23 protein-coding genes are annotated in these 17,392 nt (G+C 49.8%); 9 read left to right on the top strand and 14 right to left on the bottom strand.

Annotation, left to right across the window (positions count from 1 at the left end; genetic code table 11):
* Positions 1-111: 111 nt before the first annotated feature.
* The 4 genes from PG728_RS07985 to PG728_RS07970 form a co-directional block, all read right to left on the bottom strand.
* On the bottom strand, positions 112-447 hold the full coding sequence (locus tag PG728_RS07985; RefSeq protein ID WP_270626898.1) for a hypothetical protein: 336 nt from the start codon (positions 445-447) through the stop codon (positions 112-114).
* 162 nt (positions 448-609) lie between these two features.
* Positions 610-1,278 (bottom strand): response regulator transcription factor, encoded by a 669-nt coding sequence (locus tag PG728_RS07980; RefSeq protein ID WP_270626897.1) that lies wholly within the window; start codon positions 1,276-1,278, stop codon positions 610-612.
* A gap of 12 nt (positions 1,279-1,290) precedes the next feature.
* Entirely contained in the window at positions 1,291-2,082 is a 792-nt protein-coding gene (locus tag PG728_RS07975; protein WP_270626895.1) for a sensor histidine kinase, read from the bottom strand.
* Between the two features lie 196 nt (positions 2,083-2,278).
* Positions 2,279-2,437 (bottom strand): hypothetical protein, encoded by a 159-nt coding sequence (locus PG728_RS07970; RefSeq protein ID WP_270626893.1) that lies wholly within the window; start codon positions 2,435-2,437, stop codon positions 2,279-2,281.
* Between the two features lie 72 nt (positions 2,438-2,509).
* On the opposite strand from PG728_RS07970, the gene PG728_RS07965 reads away from it, so the two are divergent.
* Positions 2,510-3,121, top strand: a complete 612-nt coding sequence (locus tag PG728_RS07965) for a helix-turn-helix domain-containing protein (RefSeq protein WP_270626891.1) — start codon at positions 2,510-2,512, stop codon at positions 3,119-3,121.
* Between the two features lie 204 nt (positions 3,122-3,325).
* Here the strand turns inward: PG728_RS07965 and PG728_RS09365 are convergent, their stop codons facing one another.
* The 6 genes from PG728_RS09365 to PG728_RS07940 form a co-directional block, all read right to left on the bottom strand.
* Entirely contained in the window at positions 3,326-3,508 is a 183-nt protein-coding gene (locus PG728_RS09365) for a DUF1963 domain-containing protein (protein ID WP_408648222.1), read from the bottom strand.
* Between the two features lie 38 nt (positions 3,509-3,546).
* Entirely contained in the window at positions 3,547-3,702 is a 156-nt protein-coding gene (locus tag PG728_RS07960) for a hypothetical protein (RefSeq protein ID WP_270626890.1), read from the bottom strand.
* Positions 3,703-3,897: 195 nt separating this feature from the next.
* Complete coding sequence (locus PG728_RS07955) at positions 3,898-4,185, bottom strand: hypothetical protein (protein WP_270626888.1); 288 nt, start codon at positions 4,183-4,185, stop codon at positions 3,898-3,900.
* Between the two features lie 217 nt (positions 4,186-4,402).
* The gene (locus PG728_RS07950) at positions 4,403-4,975 is read right to left on the bottom strand and encodes a hypothetical protein (RefSeq protein WP_270626886.1); all 573 of its coding nucleotides are present in this window, start codon (positions 4,973-4,975) and stop codon (positions 4,403-4,405) included.
* Positions 4,976-5,040: 65 nt separating this feature from the next.
* Positions 5,041-5,370, bottom strand: coding sequence for a hypothetical protein (locus PG728_RS07945; protein WP_270626884.1), 330 nt, complete (start codon positions 5,368-5,370; stop codon positions 5,041-5,043).
* Between the two features lie 519 nt (positions 5,371-5,889).
* Positions 5,890-6,543 (bottom strand): hypothetical protein, encoded by a 654-nt coding sequence (locus PG728_RS07940; RefSeq protein WP_270626883.1) that lies wholly within the window; start codon positions 6,541-6,543, stop codon positions 5,890-5,892.
* Between the two features lie 304 nt (positions 6,544-6,847).
* On the opposite strand from PG728_RS07940, the gene PG728_RS07935 reads away from it, so the two are divergent.
* Both PG728_RS07935 and PG728_RS07930 read left to right on the top strand, forming a co-directional pair.
* The gene (locus tag PG728_RS07935; RefSeq protein ID WP_072509746.1) at positions 6,848-7,066 is read left to right on the top strand and encodes a hypothetical protein; all 219 of its coding nucleotides are present in this window, start codon (positions 6,848-6,850) and stop codon (positions 7,064-7,066) included.
* A gap of 2 nt (positions 7,067-7,068) precedes the next feature.
* Complete coding sequence (locus tag PG728_RS07930) at positions 7,069-7,197, top strand: hypothetical protein (RefSeq protein WP_270626881.1); 129 nt, start codon at positions 7,069-7,071, stop codon at positions 7,195-7,197.
* A 376-nt stretch (positions 7,198-7,573) separates the two neighbouring features.
* On the opposite strand, the gene PG728_RS07925 is transcribed toward PG728_RS07930, so the two are convergent.
* From PG728_RS07925 to PG728_RS07915, 3 genes are all read right to left on the bottom strand, one after another.
* Positions 7,574-8,110: a hypothetical protein gene (locus PG728_RS07925; RefSeq protein ID WP_270626879.1), complete on the bottom strand. Its 537-nt coding sequence runs from the start codon at positions 8,108-8,110 to the stop codon at positions 7,574-7,576.
* A 347-nt stretch (positions 8,111-8,457) separates the two neighbouring features.
* The gene (locus PG728_RS07920; protein ID WP_072509743.1) at positions 8,458-9,126 is read right to left on the bottom strand and encodes a potassium channel family protein; all 669 of its coding nucleotides are present in this window, start codon (positions 9,124-9,126) and stop codon (positions 8,458-8,460) included.
* Complete coding sequence (locus PG728_RS07915; protein WP_270626876.1) at positions 9,119-10,453, bottom strand: TrkH family potassium uptake protein; 1,335 nt, start codon at positions 10,451-10,453, stop codon at positions 9,119-9,121. The genes PG728_RS07920 and PG728_RS07915 overlap by 8 nt, the downstream gene beginning before the upstream one ends.
* Positions 10,454-10,693: 240 nt before the next feature.
* Between PG728_RS07915 and PG728_RS07910 the strand changes: the two genes are divergently transcribed.
* The 4 genes from PG728_RS07910 (at position 10,694) to dcm (ending at position 15,672) form a co-directional block, all read left to right on the top strand.
* Positions 10,694-13,189: an isopeptide-forming domain-containing fimbrial protein gene (locus tag PG728_RS07910; RefSeq protein WP_270626875.1), complete on the top strand. Its 2,496-nt coding sequence runs from the start codon at positions 10,694-10,696 to the stop codon at positions 13,187-13,189.
* A gap of 43 nt (positions 13,190-13,232) precedes the next feature.
* A complete protein-coding gene (locus PG728_RS07905) occupies positions 13,233-13,394 on the top strand; it encodes a hypothetical protein (RefSeq protein ID WP_270626873.1) in 162 nt (53 codons plus the stop codon).
* Positions 13,395-13,620: 226 nt separating this feature from the next.
* Positions 13,621-14,316, top strand: coding sequence for an Eco47II family restriction endonuclease (locus PG728_RS07900; protein WP_270626871.1), 696 nt, complete (start codon positions 13,621-13,623; stop codon positions 14,314-14,316).
* Between the two features lie 63 nt (positions 14,317-14,379).
* Positions 14,380-15,672, top strand: coding sequence for a DNA (cytosine-5-)-methyltransferase (gene dcm, locus PG728_RS07895; RefSeq protein ID WP_270626869.1), 1,293 nt, complete (start codon positions 14,380-14,382; stop codon positions 15,670-15,672).
* A 144-nt stretch (positions 15,673-15,816) separates the two neighbouring features.
* On the opposite strand, the gene PG728_RS07890 is transcribed toward dcm, so the two are convergent.
* Positions 15,817-16,401: a nitroreductase family protein gene (locus tag PG728_RS07890; RefSeq protein ID WP_270626867.1), complete on the bottom strand. Its 585-nt coding sequence runs from the start codon at positions 16,399-16,401 to the stop codon at positions 15,817-15,819.
* A 334-nt stretch (positions 16,402-16,735) separates the two neighbouring features.
* Here PG728_RS07890 and PG728_RS07885 point away from each other — a divergent pair, with 334 nt between their 5' ends.
* Positions 16,736-17,251: a ClbS/DfsB family four-helix bundle protein gene (locus PG728_RS07885; RefSeq protein WP_270626865.1), complete on the top strand. Its 516-nt coding sequence runs from the start codon at positions 16,736-16,738 to the stop codon at positions 17,249-17,251.
* Positions 17,227-17,364, top strand: coding sequence for a hypothetical protein (locus PG728_RS07880; protein ID WP_270626863.1), 138 nt, complete (start codon positions 17,227-17,229; stop codon positions 17,362-17,364). Before PG728_RS07885 ends, PG728_RS07880 begins: the two co-directional genes overlap by 25 nt.
* The last annotated feature ends 28 nt before the right edge of the window (positions 17,365-17,392 follow it).

The raw sequence follows: 17,392 nt of genomic DNA, 5'->3' as shown, positions 1-17,392 counted from the left end.
AGTCATTTTCCACCTATTTTCAATAAAACTTAGAGATGTACATCTCTAGTTCATAACGCTTCACGATAAAGGAAAACCCCACGCCAGGTGGGTTTGCCTGTGTGTTTAGTTTTAACGGGGCAGGTGGTAGTTGACAACGTTTCCTGGTGTAGCATGCTCAAGTTCACGCACCATCGCTGCTGCCCGCCCGTAGCCCTCGGTGACTTGTTCGATGTTGTCTAGGTTCAACGCTCCGTAGGCGGTGATTTGCACCCGCCATTGATCGGTTTTAAAATCCCGGTCAAGCTCCGGGGTGTAGGGGAACAGCGGGGAAGGAACGATAGAAATCGTGACCCGGCCAGGTTGAATCTCAATGCTGGTGATGGTGTATCCCAACCGGTTAGCACGTCCGATAAGGCGTTCGGTGTTTTCTTCCTCGACGCTGCATTTAGGTTCTTTGATGTTCATGGCTGTTTCCTTATCTGTTGTGTACCGTTTCGGTATGTATATACAGCCATAGACCCACGCACTTATCCAGTCGTTTCGCGGCTTATTTTCAAGGAAAACAGCGTGACAGGTCACTGCTTGGCGCGCAGGAGCGTGCTCACTTAGAGAGGATCACTGGTGGGGTTATTCTTGGATTCCGGCTTTGACGGCGGTAATGGCAAGTTCGCCTCGGGTAGCGCAGCCGGTGTGGGTGAGGATATCGGAGACATAGGATCGCACGGTTGCTTCGGTGAGCCCGGTTTGCCGAGCTATGTTTTTGTTGGCAAAGGCTTTCAGCAGTAGCCGGAACGTGGGACGCAGGTGATCTGGCAGGGTGTTTACGGCGTTGATAAAGTCCGCGTATTTCTCCCGGTTCTCGTGAGTTTCGGCGTAGGATGCGGTGAGGATTTCGGTAGGGCGGGGTGCCATCACTTGCTGTCCACCGTATGCTTTGCGGATGAGCTGGGCGAGTTCGGGGGCGGGTATGTCTTTGGTGAGGAATCCGCGCACGCCCGCACCGATGGCTTGTCCGAGGGATTCTTCGTGTTCGAATGCGGTGAGCATGATAATCGTGATGCCAGGTTGTTCGTGGCTAATCCGGCGGGCGGCTTCGATGCCGCTCATCACCGGCATATCCACATCCAGTAGTGCCACGTCCACCCGGTGCAAGGCGAGCTGGTCGAACACCTGTGCGCCGTTGAGGGCTGTTGCCACTACCCGCAGACCGTCTTGCGCGTTCAATAGGTTCGTGAGCCCGTCACGAATAATCTGGTCATCGTCGGCTAGCAGGATGCGAATCTCGCGTGCACTCATTGGTCTGCTCTTTCATTGTGGACTCTGGGTTTGCTTGTTGGTGTGGTTTTCGGTCTGCTTGTCTGGGTGGTTGTGTGCGGGGATCGTGATGTAAATCAGCCATTGACCTCCCAGGTTGCTCGCCTCCATGGTGCCACCTTCGGAGCAGATCCGGCTGCCCAGGTTTGCTAGCCCGTAGCCACTACTCATTCCCGGAGCTGCCGGGGTATCAGCGATTTCGTTGCTGAGCGAGATCATGAGCACGCCGGGCTCGGCGTCAGTGTCAATCACCAGGTTTGCTGCCGAATCTGCTGGTGCGTATTTCAGAATATTCGAGCCGCACTCCCTGATGGTCAAGGCAGCCGTCAACCGTTGTTGGCGCGTCACCGCCTCATCCAGACCCTCGGAGATACCGGTGTCGAGCGTGATATTCCGGGTTTTCAACATGTGCGTCACCTGCTGCACAACCTGTGATAGCGGCATCTCGGTAGCTGCGGTATCGATCGAGAGAATCATAGGGCGGATCCGTCGCGAGGCGTCCGTAGCAGCCACTACCAGGGGCAAGAGTTCACTTGAGAGTTCCGGGTGACGAGTGGTCACGTCTTGGGCAAGCACGGCCACGTGAGCCAAATCTTTTGCTGTTGTATCGTGCAGTTGGCGAGCCAGCTCCCTGCGGTTTTCAGTGGCGGCTCGCCTTATGGTTTCTTTTTCTTGTTCTGCGAGCACTCGCCGTCCGTTTTGCCACCGTAGAGCTAGACCGATAACCAGCACGAGCACAGCGGTTAAAACAGAGCTGAATGCTTCTAAACTTGGCGTGATACTCATCGCCGTGGCGGTCTAGCAGTCGTCAGCTTCACAAATTTTCGAAGATTCATGGACTTCATTCCTTTCGTCGTGCCGTCTTGCTTGACGGCGGGTAGTGCAGCTTGGGAATCTGGGCTGCGACCTCCTCTTAGAGACAAGGAAAATGTTAAGTTAGGTAACCCTTACTGTCAATAATTTTCATAAAAAATTCTCAACATCAATAGGCCGCGTGAGTCGTACACCGACCGGCTCGTATCCGCGCCGCCGCCTCGGTTTGTTCCATCTTTAGCCATCGAGTCCTCACAATGTTGCGGTATTTGTGCTGTTCACGCAGGTGGCAACCATCGGTAGCTGGTAGGAAATCTCGCGTAGCCATGGGATCGCTTGCGTCTGTCCCCGCCGCGGTAGACGCTTATAGTATTAAACCGATCGAAGGGAAAGCATGATTATGGCACTGGCAGAACGAATTAAAGAATGCCGCACGAACCTCGGGTTCTCGCAAGCAGAACTCGCTGAGAGAATTCATGTTTCAAGGCAAGCAGTCACGAAATGGGAATCCGGCAAAGGCTATCCAGATACCGATAACCTCAAAGCCATGTCAGTGTTGTTTGATGTCAGCGTTGACTACCTGCTTGACGAAGAGCCTGGCCCTACTACCGATGTGAAGATGCGAGTACCGATTGATCTGGAAAATGTGACTGTCGGACATGCATCTACCGGAGCCAAGCAGGCTAAGTATGACGCAGCAATTCGTCATGTATTTCCGAATGCCACCATCCGGCCACTACGGCACAGGCACAAGAACACAAAAACTGAGTCAGTGATTGAGTGGAGCATTTCTATATTGAACTATTTCATTATCGATATTTTGCGCATTTTCGATATTAAGGATGGTATTGAGAAGCTCAATGAGCGCTATTACCTCGTTGAGGATAAGAACCGTCAACTCCTTGCAACCGTGACCCCAGTGGCCGTCATTGCAGAAGAACTTAGTCACCGTGTGGACAAGAAGTTCCGAATCGGCCAAGACGTATACCGCGTCGTCAACCGCACAATTTGATCATGATGACCAGCTACAAGCCACTCCTCGCGCAGCGTTCAGCGATAAATTGGGGCAATACCCTGTTTGATTCGCTCTTTTTGCGTACGGTTGGTCTAGTCCGCTGTCCAGGCACCCACCTGGTAGAGATTCAACCGCCCTGCCCTAGAAAATGAGGGTAACTAACAAATGATGTCAGCTACCCTCATTTGAAAATCCGTGTTCCTAGTCGGTTCGGATTAGGCACCATACATGGGAGAAATCAAGTTTTTTCAAGTCGCTTTGCCGGATCCATACTTCTAGATTTCCTGCGTCTGAAAACCAGCCGTTAAGCGTAGTCCAGGATTCTACTGTTGCCAGTAAAACGTGGGTGTCAGAATCAGAGATAGGAAGAACGGCATTTAGCAGTTCTTCAAATCCTGTCTTTCCGTTCCATGAGTGTCCACCTAGATGGGTAAACGGAACAGCGTAGTCAGTTTTTCGCTGAAGCGTTGCTCGTGCCAGATAGCTTGAAGATCTTCAATGCAGTGTTCCCACACCTCAAATGCAATCCCACTAGCAGAATCGATATCGGTATATGCGGGTAGGGTGAATCCAGGCATGAGGAGTCCTTGTTGGCATTCCTCCCCAGAGATAGGCTCGGGAATATTGCTTGGATGTACTAAATCCAATCCCTTTGTGCTGGGAATGTAGCGCACCCGCCAACCGGCGTTTTCCGCATCCTCAGCCTCACTCCCGTAAGTTTCGAGATCATGGTAAATCTCTAAAAAACCTTAAGGTAGGGAGGGATAGTTTCCTCAAGAAGCTGCCATTTCTGGATGGGGATGAGCTTCGCTCAAACAAAAAGATGCAACATGAGCCAACGGCTTACCCGCAGCATTGTGCGGCCAGTCAACCCCAGAGATTCCAGGACCTCCAAGCCATGAAATCCATGCCCCGCTGGTGAAGTAATCGGCTAAACCAGTATCCCCTGATTCAAAGGATGCCTCAGAAAACACAAAACAAGGTTGCGGGTTAAGAACGGTTACACCCTGATTTGAAAGCCACTTCCTAACTTCCTCTTTGAATCCGCTAACAGGAATCATGAGTTATCTCCTACCAGTTAAATCGAGACGCCACAATACTTCAATAGAGCCACACCAACACTGTGTTGCTTCTCGAATTTTTGGGAGTGAACCCATTATCGCTGGTGACGGTAAAGCCTCGAAGGGAATGTATCCGCTCGGGGCTTTGAGCTATTGCTAACTACTTTGACTGTATCGGGCTTGAGGCGGGATTGTCGTCCGCGTCTTGTCCAGCCGGTTAGGATTCAACGTTTGCTAGGTGCTCTTCCCAAGCATCCGCAGCGGTTTGTATAGTAAAACCTGTTAGCTTTTGAGTCATGAGCTCTTCCTTGATGTTCTCGCTTACCACGAGACTAAATCCATATGGATTGCCTGGCGGAAAATGCTCTACTTGCTCATCTCCACTAAATTTTACAAGTGAGTATCCCTCAATGTCGGGATTTTGTTTGCGCCTGATAGTGAGCGGTAAAGTTTCTATTCCTTTTACTCCGCAGTTGAGGAAAACTTTTAGCATATTTTGCGAAAACACCCTTTCGCTCAGTCCAGGCCAGAGCCAATCTACAAGACGCCCTGAGTTCCACGGCTCTAGCCAGATCAGGGAAGGTAATCCCTTCAAGCCTTCCTTAACAATTACCTCTTCCCAATCGCGCCCATCCGGAAGAACTGCGGGCTTATTTGGGTCTTTACCATCCCATGCAAGATGTACCCAAAGCGTTCCAGAACTTCCGCTTGGAGATAGAACGTATTTATCGTCGAGTTTCATCTCTACCTCTAACATTTGGGCGGATATTGCCGCAGTGCGGCAGGACATTTATTAAGAACTGCTTTCTTATATGGGCGAGGATGAGATTTGAACTATGAGCTCCATGGGGGATTTCAATGCAGAAATAACGCGAATTCCATCCATTTGGGATTGAAGCTCGGTAGGGGGAAATCCTGGATTAATAAGCTCGCGGCTTCATCCTCACCGGATATTACGACGTCTCCGGTACTAATTACTTCATAATCTGCGTTTTCTGCGGATGGAATCGTTAAATGACTATCTCCATCTATGTCCGGAAGGCTGATTGGGGCATCGCTGCTCTCTGGAATGCTGATTTTGCTGGAAGCTGAATCGCCGAGTGTAGTAGCCTTGGTGTCCCGTGTTGAAGTGAGAGTTTGAGATACATCAGTCACAGCGACAATAGCTGTAAGCTTTTTATTCATAAAAACTCCTGTCGTGTTGGGTGAGAAGTACCGCGCGGCAGTATTCCGCAGCCTATCATGTTTCGCGATTGATGCGATGAATATAATCTCTTTAAAACCATCCGATATAGTTGTGCGCCTTCTTGCAGCACATCGTTAAAGCTAGGACTTTTGGGTTAGTATCCAAATATGGGTATGTTTCGGGCGTGTTGGGGTGGTCGTGTCCTACCGATTCTTTGCGTATGTGTAGGGATTTGCCTTGTGATTGGGCTAGTTCTTCTTGCTTTGCATTCACGGCAAGCTAGTCCAGTGCCGGATTCTCCAACCTCAACGCAAGCACCTGTAGGTGATAGTAATTACTGGACCAAAGAGCGAATAGAGTCAGCTATTCCTGCTCCCATGCCATCGCCGTAAAACAGCGTCATTTCACAGTAACGTTTACCCAGTTCAAGCTGGCTCACTTTATCTTTTATACGTATAATGAGGCGGGGCTTGCCGCAGCGTTCGTCCTCACCAGCTGGCTGAGACTACACCGATAGGTTAATAGGGCAGATAATCTGGCATGGGGTCAGCCGGTGAAACAGGGAAAACGTCACCAAGCTCAGAGGCCAAAACTGTAGCCAGTGTGTGTTCGCACGAAACGTAAAGTCGATCTCCGTAGATTGGTTGAGTCACTACACACGAAACCGAGTCATCAAAAAGTATTGAAGGTAAACGTGCTTGCAATAAAGCTTCCAATTGCCCTGTCGGAAGCTGAATCATGGAATATGGTTCGGGCCTAAGGAATGAAGATTCTTCTGGACCGATAATATTTGCTCGACATTGCTGTTCAGCATATCCGCCCCAAAAAATTCCAGTCCAAGAAGAACTTTCAGAAGAATTTGATAGTGCAGCTGCTAGCTTAGAGGCATATTCTCTATCAGGAATCTCTCCTTCTGGATAGTAAATACCTTCAGCACCACAATTATGAAATGTTTTTCGAGTCCAGTAATGACTAGGGACAGAAACATTGTGCCTAGAGGCTAGCTCTGTCCAAGTGGTCTCTCCATGGTCGGTTGCTAGGGGTAATAAGAGGACTATTCGTTCACTAAACCCGTTAAAAACTAGATCTGAAACTAGTCCGGGGCTATGCTCATTTACTCTGGATGCCAGTTTTGGGTTAAATTTCTGTAAAAATAAACGCGTAGTTTGCATGATTCACAGGATTCCCTTCAGTAGTGCGATCCCAGCCATTAGCATAACCAAGATAGCCGCCCCCTCTAATGTGCTTCAAACAGACGCCGAATACAAGAACCCTCCTGGTAAACAGGGGTAGGTAGGGCGCTGGGTTCGGGCATTAGCCCCTGGGCTCTTATCAAATCCGACGTCTTTGTCCCCGCTTGGGCGGTTCGCTTAAACTTCCGTTCGCCCTCTGGGACAATCTTCAAACCAAAGATGAATCAGCCAAAGTGTGTTCACCTCATTCCAACATGTGTTGGCTCATGGGATAATCGGAGACATGGAAGATTGGCGCCAAATGGTTATCGAGGCGCTTTCTACTGCCCGCATGAATCCTTACCTGGAGCGCTGTAACGGTAATCGCAAGGCGGCTCTAAACCTGTACCGATGGCATGGTGAATTAACGGCAGCCGTGCAAACCGTCCTCGGAAACACAGAAGTTGTTTTGCCGATCTACACCGGCTACGAAGTCGGGTATCCCATGTCGAACTATTGCTAAACGTGGACGTGAAAACCCAGATTCAAGAAGCTTTCGATCTTGTCGCTTCTATCAACCCTGTGGTGGCAGATTGGCTAACGGGTATCTCCCAGGTTAGCGCGATAATGGCTCGTAGACCGGAAAAGAAATGAGAAGAGAACCTAGCAGTGCTTGCGTCCGCTAGACTCCCTTTAAGTCAAGATGGGAGACCTGGTTTTACCTTCTGGGCTTTGTGTTTTATCATAGTGCCCGCTATTTCCTCGTGGGTGAGATAATGATAAAAACTTGGGTTAATACCCAAAAGTAGAGGGTAGATGGCAGAAACGTTATTACCAGAATTTACCTGTATCAGTCACCTGTGATTAATAATGTTTTCGATTAACTTAACACTGACGAATGTTAGTGCCCATACAGCCAGGCACAGCATATTTAAGTAGATAAAGCTAGGGCGACCGATTAGAGTCATAACCCCAAAGATAACGCTTAGTAAAGCTGCGATTAATCCCAACAGAACTAACGCATTTCTCGCTAACTGAAGCATTGCTTTTTCACCCCAGACACTCCAAGTAATTCAGCGCCTAATTCTGTTAATGCGCCACCGGCAGCTTTCATTTTTTCTATTTTAAAGCTAGCGTTCCACATTAATTTCACAGCGTTTTTAACCCCTCCAAGAGCTTTAATTAGCCGTTTAATTTTAACTATTTTTGCTACTCCAACTACATTATTTCCTATCAGCCAAGCTACTGCACCTATACAGCCAAGAACAGAAGCACGGGTTGTAGTGATTGGGTTTTGCTTCTGCCAATCTTGTAATGCGGCATCTCCGTTTTCTAAGACGGCATCTGGAATATTAGCGTAGTAGTTAAGGAGCTGGTACATTGCTTGTGTATTTTCATCTTCACTGAAGTCGTCAGATGCTAAAACATTATAATTGTTATTTGTTGTAATGGAAATAGTTTCGGCTTCTGTTGCAGGAGCGGCGTTCGCTACTCCGACTGCTGTAAACGATAAAGCGAGGGTGCATACACTTGCTGTAGCAAACTGAGTAACTTTACCTAGTTTCATCTTTGTATTCCTTTCATCATGCCATCGTTACAGATGGTGTGTTACACAGCGTGGGAATATGAGCTGTGGTCTCCTCGTAGGGACATTGCCAGGTAACCATTTTTTGCTAGCGCTACAACATTGACATTTGTCGGTATTCAATACCGACATTCGTCGGTATGTCGGTACAGGAGAATTGTGCTATAGCTATTGGGATTACTAGAACATCAATAGTCCCCGCTCGTCGTAGACCGAACCCGCCGAGGTTGAATTGTCCCCGCACCACTACTTGGGTTATCGCCACTGCAGTAGGGGCTGCGGAGGTAGGTAGTCCGGTTTTTGTTAGTGGCCGCGGTGGGGTAGGGCAGCTAGAGCCGGGGGGCGAGGCGGGCGAACTTTTCTACCTGCTTCGCGCTGCCGTAAATCTGGACTTGGTCGCCCTCGGAAAGTTCTACTGCCCCCAGCACCGGTTGCCATTGGTTTTCCCGCAGCACCGCCACGATCTTTACCCCGTGCCGGTTCCAAAGATCGACCTCATCGAGAGAGCCGACCGCCGACTTGGGAAGAATAGTTCTAACCATCGCGGTGCCGGAAGACAGTTCTACGTAGTCCAGGTTTACCCCGCGTACCAAGTGGGCAACCCTGCGCCCCATCGCTACCTCGGGATGAACAATATGAGGCACCCCAATTTGTTCCAAGATACGTCCGTGGGCGGTTCCGGAGGACTTTGCCCACAGGTTCTTAACCCCCATATCGGTGAGCAGCGAGCAGGTGAGGATAGAGGCCTCCACATGGGGGCCGCCAATCCCGACTACTACGCCATCGCAATCAGCGACGCCGAGCTCAGTAATGGAAGCAATATCGGTGGCATCGGTTTGTGCCACCTGGCTCAAGATGCCGTTATTACGGTTTACTACCGTTTCGTTTAAATCGATACCGACAACCACGGCATAGTCTGACATCAGCTCGCGGGCGACGGCGCTACCAAAGCGTCCTAAACCTAGAACCGCATAAGTAGGTTTCGAGAAATTAACCAATGATCGGCCTTTCTGCGGGGAAGGAAATCTTAGAGGCACTAGGTGCGAAAGCGAGTGCGGTAGCAACCGTAATCGGACCTAATCGCCCAATAATCATTAAAGCTATAAGTATTAACTGCGAAGGATCGTTAAGTAGCGGTGTTATTCCGGTAGATAGCCCTACGGTACCAAAAGCGGAGAACACTTCAAATAGGGTTTGCGACAAGGTGAAGTGGGTTAAGAACATGATTGAAATGGTGGAAGTAACCACCAAGATAAATCCCAACACCACCACCGCGACTGCTTGATGGACGACCTCAGAAGAAATGCTTTTTCCAAACACCACGGCTTGGTTGCGGCCGCGAATAACGGCAGCGACAATCGCCAGGAGGGCAAACATGGTGGTGATTTTGATACCCCCGGCAGTTCCGGCCGGTCCAGCCCCGATAAACATAAAAGTATCCATCGCAAACAAGGTGGGTTCATGCATTTGTCCAATATCTATGGAGTTAAAACCGGTGGTGCGGGTTTGGACTGCTTGAAATATTCCGGCCAGAATCGCATCAGAGGTAGGGAGTTTGCCTAAAGTTTTCGGGTTATGCCACTCGAAAGCCGTAACCAGTAGGGAAGAAAATAGCAGCAGACCACCGGTGCCAGCTATCATCATCCGAGTGTGCAGCGACCAGCGATAAGGCTTGAATAGGCTGGTGCGAAGTTGGAAGAGAACGGGGAATCCCAAACCTCCGATAATGATCGCAATAATCAGGGGCAGACACACCCCCCAATCGCCCACGAAGGAAGACATATTGTCGGAATAGAGGGCGAAGCCAGCATTATTAAAGGCCGAAACTGCATGAAAAACCCCATGCCAGAGGGCGCGCGGCAGCGAATACCCTAGTGACAGGAAACGAATCGTCAGGGGAATGGCGGTGAGTAGCTCAATCAAGAGGGAAGTTCCCAGTACCCGGCGCAACAGTACGCCCAACCTGCCGGTGACGCTGCGCCGTTCTGCCGCTGAAGCCAGCTTGGCGCTATGGCTTTCTCGGCGGATTACTGCTTGGGCGAGCACGGCCGCAAAACTCATCACCCCGAAGCCGCCTACCTGTATTAATAGTAAAATCACGACCTTGCCGAAATCCGTCCAGTAGGTGGCGGTGTCAACAATTGTTAAGCCGGTAACGCAGAGGGCAGAGGTGGCGGTAAATAAGGCCGGAAGTAGCGGTAGCCCTCCGACATGCACCGTTGATAACGGCAGCATTAGTAGGCAGGTTCCTATCAGCAGGGCGATGAGGAACCCGGATAATATCACTGCCGCATAGTTGAAATAATGCCGCTGTGTTTTGGACACGAACTGCATACTACGCAGTATTGCTCCCTCCGGCAAGTGCGCGGTTCTTAGCAAAATAGAGTTAGCTGTTTTCCAGGTTAAAGGGAGTAATAGCAACTATTGATATTGCAGTATTTTTCTGGGGTTGGTTCTTGCCTTCTAAGTAAACATAGTTGTGATTTTTTACGCCGCATTATTTTTGCTATCTCCAGCGATATATTCTGGCACCAGGTTCAAATACTGCTACCGCAAGTGGGGAATATGAATAGAAAAGCTGCGAATCTGTCTCTGATCAGCGTTATTGTCGCCTTGATCCTGGGGATGGTGCTTTTATCGCCCCTGGCTCAAGCTGCCGGGGAGGACGAAAATACCGCCGCCCTCTATGCAACTATCTATACCCGGGCTAAGTGCACCGATTTAGAGATCCAAGAAGGTACCGGCTGGTTTGCTGACTCCTACGAGATCGAGGCCGCAGACGTTACCTCGGACAAAACCCTAGAAAATGGGTTGCGAAAATGCGAGATTGAGTTCGCCCTCGAGGCCGCAGAATACCCCATCGGTAAGGAAATCACTTTTTCGGTGAAGAAAGGTTTTTCGCAGGTAGGGGAGTCGGTAAAAGTAAAGGTTGCGGCGGGCTCTGATGGAACCCCCGAAATGCGGATGACTTTTAAAGAAAAAATCTCGGCGCGCTACGACATTACTATGGTCGATGAAGCCGAGAAGCCCCTTCATGGTACTGCTGAATCCTTTGAACTCCCGCTATACAACCCGGTTAGCAAAGAAATTGAGAAGGTGACTGTCACTAAGGATTCTTCCGGTCACGGTTTCCTAAAAGCGGCTGCTTACGATGATAGCGGCAAGTTTGCCCCGAGCTCTCTGGTTCCGGCAGCACAAGCAGAATTGCCAACCGTCACCATGAATAACGACGGGCAAAAATCGGTTTACGCCGTGAATAAGGTGCTGGCCAAAGATGGTGGTTTTGAGCTGGTTTTAAAGCAAGTAAAGCTGGTGGATCAGACCTATCACGTGACTATCAAGCGCCCTTTGGAGGTGCTGGGGGAGAATGACACCTGGAAGTTTAATATCGGGGGTAAGCCGGATCCTCAGGCAGAAAAACAGCTTTCTCTGCCTACTGCCAGCGGAGATTATTCTTTCGACATTCAAGCCGCTGGGGTGCCCGAGGGTGCGAAACTTTCTTTGCCCAGTCTGCCGAAATCCTACATGTATTACGGAATCGCGGAGCAACAATTCGATCTTGCGACTAATAGCTTGACGGTTATCCTCGGAAAACAGGTCTATATCCTGGCTTCTAATATTGAAAGCGTCAAGTATGATTCTTTTGCAACTGCCTATGCGAAACCAGGTTTTACTTTGGGGCTCTATGGCCAGGACGGGAAGCTGGTCACCAAGTCTACCGCCTCTACAGCCGCCCTCGGTTATCCGGCAAGCCTGTTTAAGGCAGTAACCCCGGGGGAATATACGGTGCGGATTGAAGACGCCTCGCCAGCGTTCAAAAATGACTACGACCTGTCCTTACAGTACCGAGTTCGCCTGGCAGAAAATGGGCGGCTCACTATGAGGATGCTCCAGTCGAACAGCAATCATGAAGAAGTGTGGGCTAATCCCTATGGTGGTACCGATGAGCGATTTAACGATAACCCGCGCGCTCGCGCTTTGATTGGTTACAAAACCCCGTTGCTATTGCTGGTACCGCAAAAACCGAATTTCGCCAAAGTGATTGACCAGGCAAAGTATCCGTTTGGGGAGGACGCGAAAAAAGCCTACGCCAGCAGGGGAGACTTAATCGACTACCGGATTAACGCGAAGATTCCGGGAGATCACCGCCTGGTGGTGGCCTATGGCAAGTATGTGGACATGGGCTTTAAGGACACGGCCACGTTAGTCGATAAGCTAGATGAACGCCTGGAACTGGTTCCGGGTTCTCTAAAAGTCGTGGAGGGTGAGGAAGTAGCTCCCGACTTTACAGCAAGCTATGACCCGGACACTCGGGAGATTAGGCTGCTAGATAACGTTAAAACCCAGGTAGCAGAGTTCGACTTTCTGAAGGCGATTAAGATCCCTGCGGAGCGAAACCTTTCGATTAAGTTTCAAGTAAAACTGAAGAAACTGGGGGAACAGCCGATTTATAACCGGATTCCCGATTCAGAAACCGAGATTATTCCTTACCTGGATTTGCTAGTTAAGAAACACTGGGAGGGTGGTGATGACCTGCTTAAAGATATCGATATGCGCGATTATATCGATAACTTCGCAGTGGAAACCTGGCAAGGAAAAAACATAATAGCGACCGAACCGGTGCGAAAATATTTGAAATCCGGCAGTTTCCAGCAGGGCAAGGGTAAAGACTTCCAATTCGCCCTCGAGAAGTTACCAAAATATACGCCCGCAGATGTGGAGAAGAAACCGGAAGAGCGAGTGGCACTCACCTATAAGGTGACCGAGACTTTACCGGCAGAACTTACGGGTAAATTTAAAGTCAGCCAAGTCGCCCAAGCCGAGCAGAACGATGGGGTTAACCTGGTGTTCTTCACCAACACCTTTATTCCGCCCACCCCGCCGCCTACGCCTCCTACAACCCCTCCGGTAACTCCGCCGGCGACACCTCCTACAACCCCACCGATACCGGAAGAAATAGTTCACACCGGCAGCGGGGCTGCATCACTTCTGGGGATTTGCGCCCTGGGGGTATCGCTGGGCGGAGCAATGATCCTGCGCCGCCGCTACCGCTGGGTTTAATGCTGATAGAAGTCGGGTCATTTCTGCCGATACCCTCGCCAAAGTGGCAGTTGCGAGTGACATCATCACGATACTGGTCTGTTCGGTAAGTGCTACCGGATCGGTATCTGCCATGGTCAAGGCGGTGAGCTCTAACGACATCACCAGGAAATATAGGAATCCAATTAGGAGTCCCGCTATCCATACTTTCCGGCTGGCGCGATAGAGGCGGCAGGCAAATAGCGCAGCCAGCTTTAGCCCTATAAGGGAGTAATCAACTAGCCAGTACTCGGGATTGAAGATCTCAGAATTTAGCTCGTGGCTGTACGGTGTATTTTTTAATCGAAAGTTTCGTTGAGGTATCGAGGGAGGGAAAACTTGGTAGCATACGCGTAGGACAAACTGGTTTTTGCAGTGGCGGAAATCGTATTTTTGAGAGGCTTTGTTTGGCTATGAAACATTCGTACGGTTTAGATTGGATTGATGAAGACGCGTTATATGAGGTTACCAAGCTGTCTTTTTCCAAAGTGTTTTCCCCGGTAAAACGCAAGCCTCTCCCTCCTGATCCCTTTACTCTGGTGGCACAAGCGGTTATTGCTGGGGAGGCGGTATCTCAAGCTCGCCTGTTTGAAAAAGAACGCTCTTTGAATAAAACCTTGTCCGATAACGTGGGGTATTGGCATCAGCGGGTGCTGGGACTGGCCGAGAACTGGACGGAAACTGGCGCCTCAGGTGGTTCCATCGATTTAAGAACAAAACCAGGATTTTTGCATCCTCTACATGAGAAACCGCTGTTTGCGGAAGTAAAAAATCGATTTAACACGATCAAGGCGTCTGATGAAAAGAATATCTGGGACAACCTAGATTCTTTAGCTCGTGCAGGTGATGCTATCGCCTATCTGTTCCAAATCGTGCCAAAAACTCCCGAGCAATATGATCGTCCCTGGAAAGTGTCGGGACGCTCGGAAAAATCAATAGTTCGGGTATGCGACGGGGTAACTGCCTATTCCTTAGTGTTCGGCCGTCCCACTGCATTGCATGAAATTTATATGGCATTACCCCGAATTTTTTCCGATATTACTGGTCAAGGCGTAAAACTAGACGAAAAAGAAATGGAAGATTTGTTCACTACTAGCCTGCCAATCTAGCCGAAAGAAACTTTCTTATAGTAACCTTTACCTATGCAAGGGTACTAGGTAAAAGGGGTGTTGGTGGAAAATAAGCTAGTTCAAATAGGCGTAGCTGCCGGGGAGCTAAAAGTTTCGGTGGATACTATCCGCCGTTGGGCTAAACAGGGGCTGATTAAGGCTAGTCGTGATGGACGGGGAAACCGTCTATTTAATGTGGCTGAAATCGAAAGGCTGCAACGTAAACTCTCAGGAACCGGGGAAGAAAAACCATTTACGGTACTGCGTTCAGAAAAAACCTATGCCCGGTCTACCTGCGTGGATTTATTTGCCGGAGGCGGCGGTACTGCTCTCGGTTTCCATAATGCGGGAATCCCACATGTATTTCTCAATGAGTTTGATCGCAGTGCGGTAGCGACTTTGCGTAAAAATAGCCAGGAGCATGGCTTGGACTGGAATATCTGCCCCGATGACGTGCATGAGGTAGATTTTTCCCAGCTGGACGCGCAAGTTATCCAAGCCGGTTTCCCTTGCCAAGCGTTTTCCTATGCGGGAAAAAGTCGGGGATTCGAGGATACGCGCGGTACCCTATTCTTCGAGTTTGCTCGGGCTATCCGGACTATTCGCCCCGCGATTGCCGTCGGTGAAAATGTGCGAGGACTGGTAAAACATGATCGCGGCAATACCCTCACCACTATGCTCAATACCTTTGATGAACTGGGCTACCGAGTAAACTACCAAGTTTTACGGGCGCAATACTTAGATGTGCCACAAAAGCGCGAACGACTGATTCTATTTGCCACTCGCAAAGATCTAGATTTACCAATCATTTTTCCTAAAGAAAACGATTATGTGGTCACCCTAAAAGAAGCGCTGCAAAATGTTCCGCAGTCCCCAGGTCAGCGCTACACCGAACGTAAAGCTAAGGTTATGGAAAGGATTCCCGAGGGCGGGAACTGGCGAGACCTTCCTGACGAGATACAGCGAGAATATATGGGTAAGTCTTATTTTCTAGGGGGAGGTAAAACCGGAATGGCGCGGCGTATGGCTTGGAATCAGCCCGCGCTAACTCTGACCTGTAACCCGGCGCAAAAACAGACCGAACGTTGCCACCCCAGCGAAACGCGTCCTTTCACAGTACGAGAGTATGCCCGGATTCAAACCTTCCCGGATGACTGGGAGTTTTGCGGATCCATGGCGGCGCAATATAAACAGATCGGTAACGCGGTGCCGGTAAACTTGGGTTACCACGTAGGCAGGTGCGTGCTGGCAGCTTTAGGTGAAATCCCCCTAGAGGACACTATGGAGGTAGTGACGCCTCTTTCGCTGAGATCAGAAATACCTACCAACAGCAGTGAGCAGGGCGCACTCATATAGGTTGTTAGGTCTGGCAGCATCGCAAAATTTGGGCTAATACCTGAAAATGTCGGGTGGATTCCAACTGGAGTTAACTATTAACGCTGCCAGGCTGCCGGCAAGGCTAATCCCAAAGTTTGACCTTGCTGGCATTCCATTAGACAGCTAGCGCTGGATTACCCGCTGACGAATGTCTTGCAGCTGCTTAGGTTGTGGTTCGTCACTGGCCAGTCCAAAGGGCATTTGCGCATCTAGAACCCAAGTTTCGGGCAGGTCAAACAGTTGCTTAACCTCGTGGTCAATCACTGGATTGTAGTGTTGCAGGGAAGCCCCAATGCCCGCCTCGCGGAGAGCCACCCACAGCGAAAACTGCAGCATTCCCAGAGATTGCGCCGCCCAATGCGGGAATTTGTCGGCATAGGCGCTGAACTTGCCCGCCATTTCTTCGGTGACTGCCTGGTCATAAAAGTAGAGAATAGTGCCGTATCCAGCCCGGAAAGAATCAATCTTTTCCCGCGGAACTTTTCCTTCAAAAACCTCGAAAACCCGATTCCAGAGGGTGTCTTGATTCTCTCCGGTAACTACCACTAGACGCTGTGACTGCATATTGAAAGCATCCGGTACCTGCGCGGTTACCTCGTCGATCAAATCGAGCAGTTCCTGGTGGCTGAGGGGAATCTCCTGGTTCAGTTGGTAGCGCGAGCGCCGATTGCGCAAAAGTTCCAAGGACTTCATAACTATTCCTTCCATCTATTTCCTTTTAATCCTCTCTAAGAATTTCTACGACCGCTAGCAGCGACAGCAGAATTCAGCTCCCTGCGCATAAACGTTGTTCAGCAGTCTTTAGCATCGAGAGTCAAAAAGAAATAACCGCTACTCGCTTGCTGCGAAAATCATAAGCTGCGCCTATGAATGCGGTGCGGATGTGGGGCGGATTCTTTAGCAGTGTTTTATAATCTTGAGGACGACAGACGGGAGTTTTAATAGCAACCGAGGATAAGCAAGACTTTAGACGGTCACCAGAAGTAGCTAAGACTTGCGGCAGTCGCGCTAAAGAGGTGTAACCAGCTTTAGGGGGTAGGAAATGAGGACATATGAGTCAGGAACCGAGTTAGCTGCCGAGATTACTAAACGGGCTAATCTGTTTATCGGCGAATTCGCCGAGGTTCCTGCGGGTAGTTGGGATTTGTTAGTCGAGGGGGTAGATCGCACTCCCCGCCAGATGCTTGCTTATCAATTGGGGTGGATGGAGCTTTTGCTGGGATGGGAACGCGATGAACAAGCTGGTATCGAGGTGGTTACTCCGGCTCCCGGCTACAAATGGAATAATTTGGGCGGCCTGTATGAGTCTTTTTATAAGCGTTGGGAGCAGGTGGAAACCCAAGAGCTGATTGACCGCTTCAAAGTGCTGCTAGATGAAGTTATTTACCTGGTAAATACTCTCAGTGTAACCGAACTGTTCGCCTCTGGCCAGCGTGCATGGGCTTCGTCTACCCCCTCGGCATGGCCGGTGTGGAAATGGATACATATCAACACGGTTGCCCCGTTTACTACCTTTCGCACCAAAATCAGGAAATGGAAGAAACTGACTGCTTGCTGACCTACAACTTCCGTAGTTTCCCTGCTACCCACAAGTTGGTCTTGATTATTTGCCCCTACGAGTCGTCCTTAAATCCTCACACTAGGGTAATAACCCAAGGTGAGAAGTATTAGCTAGGTAGAATATCCCCTTTGAAATAGT

The organism is Varibaculum timonense (assembly GCF_027694345.1).
Taxonomy (GTDB): Bacteria; Actinomycetota; Actinomycetes; order Actinomycetales; family Actinomycetaceae; genus Varibaculum; species Varibaculum timonense_A.
This window is presented reverse-complemented; position numbering and strand designations above follow the sequence as displayed.